11 protein-coding genes are annotated in these 13,169 nt (G+C 62.1%); 5 read left to right on the top strand and 6 right to left on the bottom strand.

Going from position 1 to position 13,169, the window contains the following annotated elements:
* The first annotated feature begins 35 nt into the window (after nt 1-35).
* Nucleotides 36-497 (top strand): hypothetical protein, encoded by a 462-nt coding sequence (locus ACTG2T_RS07975; RefSeq protein ID WP_005339830.1) that lies wholly within the window; start codon nt 36-38, stop codon nt 495-497.
* An 85-nt stretch (nt 498-582) separates the two neighbouring features.
* Here the strand turns inward: ACTG2T_RS07975 and torA are convergent, their stop codons facing one another.
* Both torA and ACTG2T_RS07965 read right to left on the bottom strand, forming a co-directional pair.
* Nucleotides 583-3,063 (bottom strand): trimethylamine-N-oxide reductase TorA, encoded by a 2,481-nt coding sequence (gene torA / locus ACTG2T_RS07970; protein WP_330125153.1) that lies wholly within the window; start codon nt 3,061-3,063, stop codon nt 583-585.
* A 23-nt stretch (nt 3,064-3,086) separates the two neighbouring features.
* Complete coding sequence (locus tag ACTG2T_RS07965) at nt 3,087-4,217, bottom strand: NapC/NirT family cytochrome c (protein ID WP_330125154.1); 1,131 nt, start codon at nt 4,215-4,217, stop codon at nt 3,087-3,089.
* Between the two features lie 276 nt (nt 4,218-4,493).
* Between ACTG2T_RS07965 and ACTG2T_RS07960 the strand changes: the two genes are divergently transcribed.
* The 3 genes from ACTG2T_RS07960 to ACTG2T_RS07950 all read left to right on the top strand — a co-directional run bounded on the left by ACTG2T_RS07960 (nt 4,494) and on the right by ACTG2T_RS07950 (nt 9,055).
* The gene (locus tag ACTG2T_RS07960; RefSeq protein WP_330125155.1) at nt 4,494-6,461 is read left to right on the top strand and encodes an ATP-binding protein; all 1,968 of its coding nucleotides are present in this window, start codon (nt 4,494-4,496) and stop codon (nt 6,459-6,461) included.
* Between the two features lie 55 nt (nt 6,462-6,516).
* Nucleotides 6,517-7,014, top strand: coding sequence for a response regulator (locus ACTG2T_RS07955; protein ID WP_013724182.1), 498 nt, complete (start codon nt 6,517-6,519; stop codon nt 7,012-7,014).
* Nucleotides 7,015-7,081: 67 nt separating this feature from the next.
* Nucleotides 7,082-9,055, top strand: a complete 1,974-nt coding sequence (locus ACTG2T_RS07950) for a DNA topoisomerase III (protein WP_330125156.1) — start codon at nt 7,082-7,084, stop codon at nt 9,053-9,055.
* A 40-nt stretch (nt 9,056-9,095) separates the two neighbouring features.
* Here the strand turns inward: ACTG2T_RS07950 and ACTG2T_RS07945 are convergent, their stop codons facing one another.
* Nucleotides 9,096-9,536 (bottom strand): DUF417 family protein, encoded by a 441-nt coding sequence (locus ACTG2T_RS07945; RefSeq protein WP_005341854.1) that lies wholly within the window; start codon nt 9,534-9,536, stop codon nt 9,096-9,098.
* Nucleotides 9,537-9,549: 13 nt separating this feature from the next.
* Nucleotides 9,550-10,083: a carboxymuconolactone decarboxylase family protein gene (locus ACTG2T_RS07940; protein WP_021231451.1), complete on the bottom strand. Its 534-nt coding sequence runs from the start codon at nt 10,081-10,083 to the stop codon at nt 9,550-9,552.
* A gap of 101 nt (nt 10,084-10,184) precedes the next feature.
* Between ACTG2T_RS07940 and ACTG2T_RS07935 the strand changes: the two genes are divergently transcribed.
* Complete coding sequence (locus ACTG2T_RS07935) at nt 10,185-11,015, top strand: AraC family transcriptional regulator (RefSeq protein WP_330125157.1); 831 nt, start codon at nt 10,185-10,187, stop codon at nt 11,013-11,015.
* A gap of 40 nt (nt 11,016-11,055) precedes the next feature.
* Here the strand turns inward: ACTG2T_RS07935 and ACTG2T_RS07930 are convergent, their stop codons facing one another.
* Nucleotides 11,056-12,411, bottom strand: a complete 1,356-nt coding sequence (locus ACTG2T_RS07930; protein ID WP_005339856.1) for a TrkH family potassium uptake protein — start codon at nt 12,409-12,411, stop codon at nt 11,056-11,058.
* Nucleotides 12,408-13,061, bottom strand: coding sequence for a potassium channel family protein (locus tag ACTG2T_RS07925; RefSeq protein WP_005339863.1), 654 nt, complete (start codon nt 13,059-13,061; stop codon nt 12,408-12,410). Before ACTG2T_RS07925 ends, ACTG2T_RS07930 begins: the two co-directional genes overlap by 4 nt.
* Nucleotides 13,062-13,169: the final 108 nt, after the last annotated feature.

Here is a 13,169-nt window from a genome sequence, read left to right as displayed (position 1 = left end):
CATATGGCATTTGTTTTAGCCTGAGGAAGAGAAGCATGACCGACGATCCGTGGGCACTGTGTCACCTTGACGATTCGTTTGATGCCTCTGTGCTGGGGGTCAAGGGCGCCCAGATCCAGTGGTTTGAAGACAGGGATGGCCTGATCGCGTTCCTTCTGGAAGATTTTGTCGACTTGCTGGCCGATGTGGGCGAGCTGGACGAGGAGCAGACCGAGCAGGCGCGCGAGCGCTTCACCCTGCTGGTGGAGCAGAGCTTCGACGATCGCACCCTGATGGATGCCATCAACGATCTCGCCTCCGGCCTGCGTCGCATCGCCTGGTTGGGGCCGCTCTCGGAGCTGGCCGAGATCAGCGACGAGTTTGCCTCCGGCCTGCGCCGCTATTTCTGGAGCCAGTACGACGGGGACGAAGATGACCCGGACGCCTGGGTGCCGGAAGAGCTGTGGCCACAACTGGTGGAGTGCGCGCAGGAGTATATGGAGGAAGGGGAGTTCTAAACCCGTCCCGACCATGCCTGAGCTTTGGCAGACAGATAAAGAAACGGCGCCTTGATGGCGCCGTTTTTATTGGGTGGCAATCGCCTTAGCCGTTGGCCGGTACCGCGTGGGCGGTATTGGCCAGCACAGGGCCTGTGTACTTCTCAATCTGCAGCTGGGCCATGTGGCCGCAGTTGCCTTGCGCCAGACTGGACGAGCCTTCGTCGAAGGTGAGGCAGTTGACGTTGCCGTTTTTGCAGATGCTGCCCGCTTCGCCCGGCTTGGCCGGGTCATACCAGGCCCCTTCGCAGATCCGCACCACCCCTTGGCGCACATCCTCGGAGAGCAGGGCGCCCACCAAAATCTGGCCGCGCTCGTTGAAGGCGCGCACCAGATCCCCCTGGGCGATGCCGCGAGCCTTGGCGTCGGCGGGATGGATCATGATTGCTTCGCGGTCGGCGATGGCGAACTTGTCCCGCAGCGGGGTGTTGTCGAGCTGGGAGTGCAGCCGCTGGGTCGGGTGGGAGGTGTTGAGCGAGAGCGGATAGCGCGCTGCCACCTCGCTCTTCACCCACTCCTTGGGCTCATACCATTTGGGATGGCCGGCACAGTCGGTGTAACCCATCCCCGCCACCGTGTTGGAGAAGATCTCGATCTTGCCGGACGGGGTGCCGAGCGGGTTGAGCAGCGGGTTCTCGCGAAAATCGGCGTGACGGATCCACTGGCGGTTGGCCTCGGGGATCGGGAAGCGGATGTAGTTGTTGGACTCCCAGAACATGTTGAACGGCGGCAGCGCGACGCGGGCGCCGCGGGCCTGCGCCGCCATGCCGTCGTACATCTGCTTGAGCCACAGCATCTCGTCCTTCCCTTCTGTGTACTGCTCCTGCACCCCCAGCTTGGCGGCGATGGCGCTGAAGATATCGAAGTCGTTGCGGGCTTCAAACTGGGGCGGCACGCACTGGTGCATCGGGAACACATAGCGCTGGGAGTAGTCGCCACCCATCTCCAGGTCGTTGCGCTCGTAGCTGGTGGTGACCGGCAGCACGATGTCGGCGTGCTTGGCAGTCGCCGTCCAGTAAGGCTCGTGAACGATCACGGTCTGCGGCTTACGCCACGCCTGCAGCAGGTTGTTGGTGTCCTGATGGTGGTGGAAGGGGTTGCCGCCCGCCACGTAGACCAGCTTGATGTCCGGATAGGTCACCTTACGGCCGTTGAAGTCGATGGTCTTGCCCGGGTTGGCGAGACAGTCGGCGATGCGGGCCACCGGGATCGGAGCCGGGCTGTTCTTCGGTGCGTTGCCGGCGGAGATACCGGCCAGAATGCCACCCTTGGCGGTGGGGCTGCCACCGGAGGAGTAGTGGTAGCTGAAGCCGTAGCCGCCGCCCGGCAGGCCGATCTGGCCCAGCATGGAGGCCAGAGTGACCAGCATCCAGTTCGGCTGTTCGCCATGCTGCTGACGCTGCATCCCCCAACCGGCCATGATCATGGTGCGCTTGGTGGCCATGTCGAGAGCCAGCTGGCGGATCACCTTGGCATCGACGCCACAAACGGTGCTCGCCCATTCGGCGCTCTTCGGTTGACCGTCATCCTTGCCGAGCAGATAGTTCAGGAACTTGTCGAAGCCGACGGTGTAGCGATCGAGGAAGGCTTGATCGTGCTTCTTCTCGGTGTAGAGGGTGTGAGCCACACCCAGCATCATGGCCACGTCGGTGTAGGCGTTCGGGGCAATCCACTCGGCGCCGACCAGCTTGGCGGTCTCGTTGTAGATGGGGTCGATGCTGATGACGCGGGTGCCCTTCTCTTTCAGCGCCATGAAGCCGGCCTGACCTTCGTGATCCGGCATGTTCCAGCTGTTCTTCAGAGTTACTTGAGCGTTGACCCCCCACAGCACCACCAGTTCGGCGTTCTCCACCACGTTGGGCCAGGCGGTCTGCTGCTCGTACACCTCGATGGAGCCCATCACGTGGGACATGATCACCTGAGCCGCGCCGGTGGAGTAGTCACCGGCATAACCGGTGAAGCCGCCGGAGAGGTTCATCAGGCGGTGCAGCAGGGTACGGCTGTTGTGGAACATGCCGACGCTCTTCCAGCCGTAGGAACCGGCGTGGATCGCCTGCGGGCCGAAATCAGACTGGACGCGCTGGATCTCGCCGGCCACCAGTTCGATGGCTTTCTCCCAGCTCACTCGCACCCACTCGTCGGCACCGCGTAGCTCGGGTTTGGCGCCCGGGCCGTGCTCCAGCCAACTCTTGCGTACCATGGGGTATTTGATGCGGTTCTTGGCGTGCACCTGGAACGGCGCCATGTCGATGAGATCGTTTGGCGCCGGATCATCGGCCACCGGCTGAACGCGCACCATGCGGCCATCTTCGACGATCGCCTCGAAAGCACCCCAGTGGGCGCCGGTCAGAATGCCCTTCTGGGCGGGCACCAGGGTCGGGAACTGACTCAATGCGGTGCTGATGGCTTGCGCCAGCGCACTCTTGGGAAAAATGCCGCCGAGCAGGGGCAGGGCTGCGCAGGCGCCGAGCCCCTTGAGCAGGTTGCGGCGGGACAGATTGGTCTTCTTGTCATTGAAAAAAGTCATAACGGTTATCCTCTGTGCCAGCCTTAGTGGGCCGCGCTCATGTCACTGGCGTGTTTCTGGACATACTGGGTCAACATGCGAGCCTGTTCCGGGGTCAGGGAGGTACGAGATTCCATCCCCTTGATGACGCCGATCCACTGGTTGGCATTGAAGTGATCCAGCGCGGTGAGGCCGTGGCAGCCGGTACAGTTGTTGGACATCAGGGTGGAGGCGTATTGCCACAGCTTGCCCTGATCGCCGATGAGCTGGCTTTGGTCGACCCAGGCGGTCAGCTTGACCTGATGCCAGGTGAGGTTGGTGGCGCTGTCGGTTTCGCTCTGGCCGGTGACCAGTGCTTTCTTGGCGGCATCGCCGACCAGTACGCTGAGGATCCGTTTGCCCGGTGCGGCGTAGAACACTTCGCTCACGCCATCCTGTTGCCAGCCTTCGATCTGCACCTTGGCGCGGCCGTTTTCGTTGGCCAGCACTTCCACCTTGGTCGAAGGCATCAGGGTGCCTTCGTCGGTCTTGGCGGCGGCATCGAGGAACAGTGGGGTGGTGGCGATGGCGTAACGGGTGGTGACGTTGGCCGGGGTCTGGGCCGCAGCCTGCGCCAGCTCGCTGGCACCGGCGGCAGCCAGGCCGCTCATGTCAGGCATGATGTGGGCGACACCACGGTGGCAGTCGATACAGGTCTGGCCTTCCTTGATGGCGACCGGGTGCTCGGCACGGGCATTGGGGCGCTGGGCCAGAATGTCCATCGCCTCGTAGCTGTGGCAGCTGCGGCAGGTGGCGGAGTCGTTGGCTTTCAGCTCGTCCCAGACGGACTGGGCCATCCGCAGCTTGTGGGCTTCATACTTTTCCGGGGTATCCAGTGTGCCGATCGCCTCGTGATAGATATCCTTCACGGCGCGGATCTTGGTCCACAGGTAGGAGGTGGGGTCGCCCGGGATGTGGCAGTCGGCGCACTCGGCGCGGATCCCCTTGGTGTTCTGGAAGTGGACACTGCCCTGATACTCGGCGAGCGGAGTCTGCATGGAGTGGCAGGAGACGCAGAATTCGGTGGAGCTGGTCTTGTGCAGCACGGTCACGGTGACACCCAGTGCCGCGATACCCAGCAGGGCCCCGAGCAGCAGGAGCCAGAACCAGGTTTTTCTTATCAGTTTTCCAATCATGGCGGCGTTTTCCTACGGTCAATAATTACCTACATAGTACTAGTCCAATAGTAGTAGTAATGACAGGGATAAGGCGTTGACCTCCATCATGGTTTATATTTTTGATTGTTGTCATATTTTGTCTTTTGTTTTGTTATTTATTTAATTATCGAATTAAATTCAGTTGTTTTCTGTTTTATCTATTTGTGCACTTTCCGCGACAGCTGTTAGCCCCCTCGCAAAACCCCACAAGATTCGCTGATATAGTGAGCAGTGAGCCTCAACGGAGTGTCGCTGATGAGCCCTTTCTCACTGCTGTGTGTCGCCGCCAACGTGCAACTGCTGGCCGAATTCGAACAGGAGTTGGCTCCGCTGCTCGGCCATTTCGCGCTGGTGGTGGTGGTCGGTCAGGGGTCGGCGGAGCTGGCCTTGGACGAGCTGGATCGCAAGGGGCAGCCACCCGCCGTAGTGGTGTGTGACAGCGAGCTGGGGGATGGGCGAGGGGCCGATTTTCTGATCCGCCTCGGCAGCCGTCACGAGGTGTGCCGCAAGATCCTGCTGGGCAGCCAGCCGGAGATGAAATCGATCATCGAGGCGGTGAACCTAGGTCGTCTCGACTACTACCTGCAACGCCCTTGGCGCGATGGCAGCCTGCGCCGGGCGGTGATCGAGCAGGCGAGCCACTTTGTATTGCAGCGTCCCGAGGCGGACCTGCTGAGCTATGCCGCCGTGCTCGACAACCAGAAGCTGCTGCGAGCCCACGTCGATCGCCAGTTGGCTGCCTATCGGCAGGGCTTTATGGATTACACCCACTGCAGCGATGAAGAACTCTCCCGGGTGGTGATCGACGGCCTCTACCAGTTTTTCGAGGGCAATGACGAGGAGCGGGTCTGCCGCCACTACAGCCCGGGCCATGTGCTGACCCGCGAGGGGGAGCCCAACAGCTTTCTCTGGTTTATCGCCAAGGGGGAGGTAGTGCTGCGCAAGCGGGACGAGCAGGGGATCGATCAGGAGGTGGTGCACTACCGCACCGGCTCGCTGGTGGGGGGTATGTCCTTCGTGACCGGCGAACCCGCCTTCACCACCGGCGTGACTCTGACCGGTGCCGAGGTGATCAAGCTCGACAAGCTGCAATTCTCCCGGGTGATGCAGGCGCGCAGCGAACTGCTCCCCTCCTTTACCAACCTGCTGCTGCGCCACTTCAACCGTCGCCTGCAAAACAGCATCCGTACCGAGATGCGGCTGCAACAGACCCTCAACTCCCTCGATGCCGCTCACGCCCAGCTGGTGGAGAGCGAAAAGATGGCGATGCTGGGTCAGCTGGTGGCCGGTGTCGCCCACGAGCTGAACAACCCGGTGGCGGCCATTATCCGTGGCAGCGAGACCCTGCGGGCCGCCATCCCAGATCTGGTCAATCTCGAGCTGCCAGCAACCATCAAGGGGCTGGGCAACCAGACTCTCTGTCAGGCGCTCTCCTCCCAGCCGGTCTCGACCAGCGAGATCCGTGACAAGACCCGGCAGGCGGAGGGGCGCTTTGGCGATCGTCAGCAGGCGCGGCTGGCGGTGCAGATGAATCTGGATGACGAGCTGAACTGGCAGCGCTGGTTTGCCAGCCGCACTGCCGACGAGCGGGAGGCGCTGCTCTCCCGGCTGGAGCTGTTCCAGCAGACCGGCAGCTTCCTGCGCAATATCGAGGTGTGTGCCCGTCGCATCGGCGATCTGGTCAAGAGCCTCAAGCAGTATGCCCGGCAGGATCGGGCCGAGCCCTCGCTGGTGGACCTGCACGAGGGGCTGGAAGATACCTTGATGATTTTCGAAAACCGCCTCAAGCATCATGAGCTCTGCAAGGAGTACCAGCCGTTGCCGCTGGTGCGCTGTCACCCCATCGCCCTGCAACAGGTGTGGACCAACCTGATCGCCAACAGTCTGGATGCCATGAGCGGCTCGGGGCGACTCACCATCCGCACCGGGTTGCTGGATCCCGAGTGGGTCATGGTGGAGATCGAGGATAGCGGTTGCGGCATCGAGCCCGAGCTGTGGCAGCGGATCTTCGATCTCAACTTCACCACCAAGCGGGAGGGCCATTTCGGCCTCGGGATTGGTCTGAGCGTCTCACTGCAGATAGTTCAGCAGCACCACGGCCGGATCGAGGTGGCCTCCGAGCCGGGCCGTTACACCCGGATGCGGGTCTGTCTGCCGCTGGATGGCATGGGGCAGGCCGGTTACGGGGGCGAACCTCATCACAACAAGGAGCATGCGGCCTGAGCCGTGGCCAGCATCAATCGCGCGGCGTGCCAAACCATGTCGCCAAGGAGGAGCAATGAACAAACACTATCTGATCCTGTGTGTGGACGATGAGCGTGAGGTGCTGGATGCGGTGATCCACGATCTCGCCCCGTTTCGTTCCCACTTCGAACTGGAAGCCGCCGAGAGCGTCGATGAGGCGCGTGCGGTGGTGGAGGAGTGGGAGAGCGACGGCAACAAGCTGGCGCTGATCCTCTGTGACCACATCATGCCGGGAACCCTGGGGGTCGATTTTCTGGTGGAGCTGAACCGGCGTGCCACCACTCGGGCCAGCCGCAAATTGCTGCTGACCGGACAAGCGGGGCTGGAGGCCACCGTCGAAGCGGTCAATCGTGGCGGGTTGCACTACTACCTTGCCAAGCCGTGGAAGCTGGAGACCCTGCAAGAGGCGGTGCGCGAACAGCTGACCGACTATCTGCTGGCGGAAGATGGCGAAAATGCCTTCCACTATGCGCCGCTGCTCAATCAGGCGCGGCTGTTTGCCGCCATCCACGATCACCCGTTCGACGAATAGGGGAAGTTGGGCTTTCGCGGTGGCAGTTGTATACTGTCTGCATATACAGTATTGCAGGTAGCCACCGATGCGACTCTTTATCGCCGAGAAGCCCACGCTGGGCCGCGCCATTGCCGATGCCCTGCCCAAGCCCCACAAGAAGGGCGACGGTTTTATCGAAACAGCCCAGGGGGATGTGGTCACTTGGTGCATCGGCCATCTGCTGGAGCAGGCCGAGCCCGATGCCTATGACGCCGCCTTCAAGCAGTGGCGGATGGAGCATCTCCCCATCATCCCTGCCCAGTGGCAGCTGGTGGCCAAGCCCAAGACCAAAACCCAGCTCACCGTCATCAAGCGGCTGATCAAGCAGGCGGACTGCGTGGTCAACGCCGGTGACCCGGATCGGGAAGGGCAACTGCTGGTGGATGAGGTGATCGACTTTCTCGGCTACCCGAAAACCAAGCCGGTGCAGCGCTGCCTCATCAGCGATCTCAACCCGCCCGCAGTGCGCCGCGCCCTCGAGAAGCTGAGGGACAACAAGGAGTTCGTGCCGCTGGCGGTCTCCGCGCTGGCCCGCAGTCGGGCCGACTGGCTCTACGGTATCAACATGACCCGCGCCTATACCCTGCTCGGGCGCAAGGCGGGTTGCAGCGAGCTGCTCTCGGTCGGTCGGGTGCAGACCCCGCTGCTGGGGCTGGTGGTGCGGCGGGATCTCGAGATCGAGGCCTTCGTGCCCAAACCTTTCTACGAGGTGCTGGCCCATCTGCTGACCGACGGCAACGAGCGTTTCACCGCCAAGTGGCTGCCGTCTGAAGCCTGCCTGCCGTGGCAGGACGAGGAGGGGCGGGTGCTCAACCGGGCGCTGGCCGACAAGGTGGTGAGCCGGATCAACGGCCAGCCCGCTCAGGTCGAATCGGTGGAGGAGCAGGCCCGCAAGCAGGCGGCGCCGCTGCCCTATAACCTCTCCAGTCTACAGATCGATGCCGCCAAGCGGTTCGGTATGGATGCCAAGCGGGTGCTCGATATCTGCCAGAGCCTCTACGAGCGTCACAAGCTCATCACCTATCCGCGCTCCGATAGCCGCTATCTGCCGACCGACCACTTCAAGCGGGCCGAGCAGGTGCGCGGTGCCATCGCCGCCACAGCGCCTGCGCTGGCCAAGGCGGTGAGCGAGGCAGACGGCAAGATCCGCAGCAAGGCGTGGAACGACAGCAAGGTGGATGCCCACCACGCAATCATCCCCACCGAGAAGCAGGGCAACCCCGGTACGCTGGGGGCCGACGAGGCGAAGCTCTATGGCCTGATTGCCCGCCAGTACCTGCTGCAGTTCTATCCTCCGTTCGAATACAACGACAGCAAGGTGCTGCTGCGCATCGCCGGTGGTCTGTTTCAGGCCAAGGCACGGCGCATTCTAAAAGCGGGCTGGAAGGCGCTGCTTGGGGTGGAGGAGGATGACGACGAAGAGAAGGCGGGCACGCTGCCTGCCCTGAAAGAGGGAGAGCAACTGCTCTGCGAGCGGGGCGAACTGCAGGAGAAAATGACCCAGCCGCCCAAGTCGTTCACCGATGCCACTCTGCTGGCGGCCATGACAGGCATCGCCCGCTATGTGCAGGATCCCGAGATCCGCAAGACCCTGCGCGACACCGATGGTCTCGGCACAGAAGCGACCCGGGCCGGTATCATTGACCTGCTGTTCAAGCGCCGCTTTCTGGTGCGTCAGGGCAAGAGCATCAAGGCGACCCCGACCGGGCGGGCACTGGTGCAGGCACTGCCTGCCACCGCCACCACGCCGGATATGACGGCGCTGTGGGAGCAGAGCCTCGCCCAGATCGCCGAGCGCCACGGCAGCTATCAGCAGTTTATGGGGCCGCTCACCGAGCAGCTCAACGGTCTGATTGAAGGGGCGCGGCAGGACTCAGGCGCCAGCTTCAACGCCCTGCCCAAGGAGGTGCCGGGTGCCGGCAAGCGGCGTTTTACCAAGCGAAAGAGTCCGGCGGCCAGCACGACTGGCGGGCCCCGACCGCGCAAGACGGCCAGCAAGCGCCAGACCAGGGCTGCATAACGAAAAAAGGCGCCCATCCCGGGCGCCAAAGGCATTGTTGTCAGGCTGCCTGAGTGGACAAGCTGGCACGGATCCTGTGCTGGTAGTGCAGAACCACACCGAGAAACACCAGATCCTTGAACAGGAAGAACTCGGTGACTGGCACGCCATCAACCACTTTCCAGACACCTGTCAGGGTCAGCAGGAAGCTCAGCGTCGCCAGGAAGGTGACGATAGCCCCCATGCTGCACCAGTAACCGATGCGAGGTTGCCACAGACCCACGACCAGTCCGATGGCGATCACTATCTCGACCACCCCGATCAGGTTCGATACGCTCTGTTCCGACAGGGGACCATAGAGCCAGCTCATCAAGGGGTGGCTGGCTACCAGTGGTTTGATGGCGGCTGCCTCTGTCGGGGTAAACTTGAATACGCCGATCCAGAGCAGGGTCAATACCACGCCCGCCAGAGCGACCAGAAAGCCTTTGTCATGTTGCTGCATGGGGGCTCCTTGTTTAAGGGGTCAGAGTGACGGGCGGGAAGTCGATCTCGGTCGCCGCCAGGTGGTTGCCATAGTTGGTCAGGGTATTGACCACCACCTGGCCGAGCACCTCCAGCAGCAGCTCGTCATCTACGCCTGCGGCACGGGCGCTAGCAAGCTGCTCGTCACTGATCACTCCGCGCTGACTGACCAGCGCCGTTGCCAGTTGCAGCAGGGCGTGATCAAGGGGAGCCGAGGCCTGGCCGAGCCGGGCAGCCCGGATCTCCTGGGCCGAGAATCCGGCCTTGCCCGCCAGTAGTGTGTGGGCAGACAAACAGTATTGGCAGGCGTTGGCTTGACCTATGGCCAGTGCCAGCAACTCCCGTTGTGGGGCAGTGAGGCGCCCCTTGCCAAGCGCCTCGGCAAAGCCCAGGAAGCCATTGAGCAGGGCTGGCGAGTGGGCCAGGGTGGCGTAGAGGTTGGGCACCATACCCAGATTGCGGTGCAGGGTAGCCAGGGTCTGGGCGGCTGCGGGTTGCGGTTGGGATACGGGTTGGATACGGCTCATGATCTTCTCCTGTGGTAGTGAGGGTACGGGAGACAGTGTGCCGTCATTCGTGATACGGTTTATCACTCATCGTCTGCAAATAAATACCATTCGTCTCAAATATGGATCCGCTCTCTGCCCTGTTGGTTCATGCCTCCCCCGAAGCCAAGATCTTCTTCGCCGGCAACCTGTGCCAGAACTCCTCCAGTGATGATTACCCGAGTGGCGGACATCTTCATCTGCTGCGCAGCGGTGCCGTCATGCTGCGTGAAGAGGGGGGCGCCAGCTTGCTGCTCGAGGAGCCGGCCCTGATCCTGTTCCCTCGGGGACGTCCCCACAAGCTTGAACCCAGAACGCTGGGGGGGTGTGATTTGGTGTGCGCCAATGTCGCATTCGGCAAGGGGGGCGCATCGCCGTTGCAACTGGCATTACCGGGCTCGCTGGTGCTGCCGCTACGTGAGTTGCCTGTCCTGACGCCGGTGCTGAGTCAGCTGTTTGACGAGGCGTTTCACCCCCGCTACGGGCAGGATCCGCTGATCTCCCGCTTGCTGGAGGTACTGTTGATCCTGCTGCTGCGTCATCTGGTCGAGCAAGGGGTGTGTCAGCAGGGGATGCTGGCAGGTATTTCCGATCCCCAGTTGGCCAAGGCGATCTCGGTGATGCATCAGCGTGGGGATGAACCCTGGACGGTGGCCACGCTGGCGCGGGAGGTCGGCATGTCGCGGGCCCGCTTTGCCGCGAGGTTTCAGGAGCGGGTTGGTCAAGCGCCGCTGGGTTATCTGACCCGCTGGCGCATGACGCGAGCCTGCCAGCAACTGCTGGCGGGGGAGCCCATGGTACAGGTGGCGCTGGGGGCGGGGTACAGCAGCAGTGTTGCCTTTGGTCGGGCATTCGAGCGGGAGCTGGGGGTGAGCCCGGGGCGCTGGCTCAAGGCGCAGCAACAAGCCGAATAAAAAACGGGGCAGCCAGTGGCTGCCCCGTTTTCATAACCGGTCAGCCGGTATAGACGTTCTCTTCCGGATAACGGATGCGGGTCTCGACCGGGCGGGCCAGCATAAAGGCCAGGGTCAGAGGGCCGAGACGGCCGCAGATCATCACCAGTACCAGGATCAGCTTGCCCGGCTCGCTCAGGGAGGCGGTGATGCCGGTGGAGAGGCCGACGGTGGCAAATGCCGAGATGGTCTCGAACATGATTTTGTCGAACGGCAGATCCTCGGTCACCATCAGCAGGAACATCGCCAGCATCAGCACCATGGTGCTGACGATGATGATGGCCAGCGATCGGGTCACGATCTGGGGCGACAGAGTGCGGCCAAAAGCGGTGACATGGGGCCGTTTGGTCAGAAATGCCTTGGTCGCCAGCAGCACGACTGCGAAGGTGGTTACCTTGATACCACCACCGGTCGAGGTGGCACCGGCACCGATAAACATCAACATCATCAGGAACAGCAACGCCGCCGGGGTCATCAGCCCGATATCTATGGTATTGAAACCGGCGGTACGGGCGCTGGCAGACTGGAAGAAGGCAGCCAGCAGCTGGCCACCGACACCGGCCTTGCCGAGGGTGCCGGGGTTGTTGTGTTCCAGCAGCCAGAACATCAGGGTACCGGCCAGCAGCAGCGCCGGGGTCATCAGCAGCATCAACTTGCTGTGCAGCTTCAGCTTGCGCCAGCGGCGGTTGCGCACCAGATCGACGATGACGGTAAAGCCGATCCCCCCCAGGATCAGCAGACCGGCGATGGTCAGGCTGATGATGGGGTCGTCCCTATAGTCGATGAGGTTGTTGGCAAACAGCGAAAACCCGGCGTTGTTGAAGGCCGATACCGCGTGGAAGAAGCTGACATAGAGGCCGTGCACCCACCCCATCTCGGGCACCCAGCGGATCGCCATGATGCCGGTGCCGATCAGCTGGGCAATAAAGGCGAACAGCACGATCCGTTTGACCAGCTGAATGATGTTGACCGAGCCTTCCTGTCCCAGCGCCTCCTTGGCCAGCACTTGTTGGCGCAGACCGACCCGCTTGCTGAAGATGGCGATCAGCAGCAGGGTCATGGTCATCTGGCCCAGACCGCCGATCTCCATCAGCATCAACAGGAAAATTTGCCCCTGCAGGGTGAAGGCGGTGCCGGTATCCACCACGCCAAGACCTGTCACGCTGATGGCCGAGGTGGCGGTAAACAGGGCGTTGACGAAGGTAACCTCGCCATTGTGGCTGGAGGGTTGCACCAGAAAGATGGTGCCAATCAGCAGAATGATCAGAAAGCTGCCGAGGATCAGCCGGGCTTCGCTCCAGCGAGAGTCCTGCTCCCGATGGAGGGCGAAGGCGTAGCTGCTGCGCCAGTTGATCATAGGGTTTCGAGCCAGTGGTCGATGGCGTGCTTGTTGCCCGCCAGGATCAGGATGTCGCCCAGTTGCAGCTCCATCTTGCCGGTCAGCACGTTGTGCAGCACGTCACCACGCTTGATGGCGAGCAGCTGGAAATCGCTCTGTTGCAGCAGATGGAAGTCGCCCAGTTCCCGGCCGTTCTGTTGCAGGCCAATCACGAACTCGGTCAGCACCATGTCGTGGCCCAGCTCCAGATAGTCGAACAGCCGGTTGTCCAGCATGCTCTGGGCGACCCGACGGCCCATGTCCCACTCCGGGTTGATCACCTTGTCGGCGCCCACTTTCTGCAGGATCTTGGCGTGGAACTTGTCGCGCGCCTTGACCCACACCTTCTTCACGCCTGCCTCTTTCAAGACGAGGGTGGTGAGGATGCTGGTCTCCAGGTTGTCACCGATGGCAACGAAGACGATATCGAAATTGGCCAGTCCCAGCTCGGCCACGGTGGCCTCATCGGTGGCATCCGCCACGATAACGTGATTGCAGAGGGCGGCGATTTGCCGGGTCTTGCTCTCGTCGATATCGATGGCCAGTACTTCGGCATCTTGCCGTTGCAGCTCTTCGCACAGCGCGCTGCCAAACAGGCCCAGGCCGATGACGGCAAACTGGTTGTTCATGAGTTATTCCTCAGCAGTTGAAGTCGCCTACTCTAAACCACTGCTATTCCCCCGAAAAGGGCTCGGGTTTTTCGTCATGGGGCAACTTGAGGTAGACTGCGCCCTTGC

Origin of the sequence: Aeromonas sp. 75A (genome assembly GCF_051919425.1) — a bacterium.
In the GTDB taxonomy this organism is placed as follows: Bacteria; Pseudomonadota; Gammaproteobacteria; order Enterobacterales; family Aeromonadaceae; genus Aeromonas; species Aeromonas veronii.
Note: the sequence above shows the minus strand (reverse complement) of the source record. Positions and strands in the feature narration are given on the sequence as shown.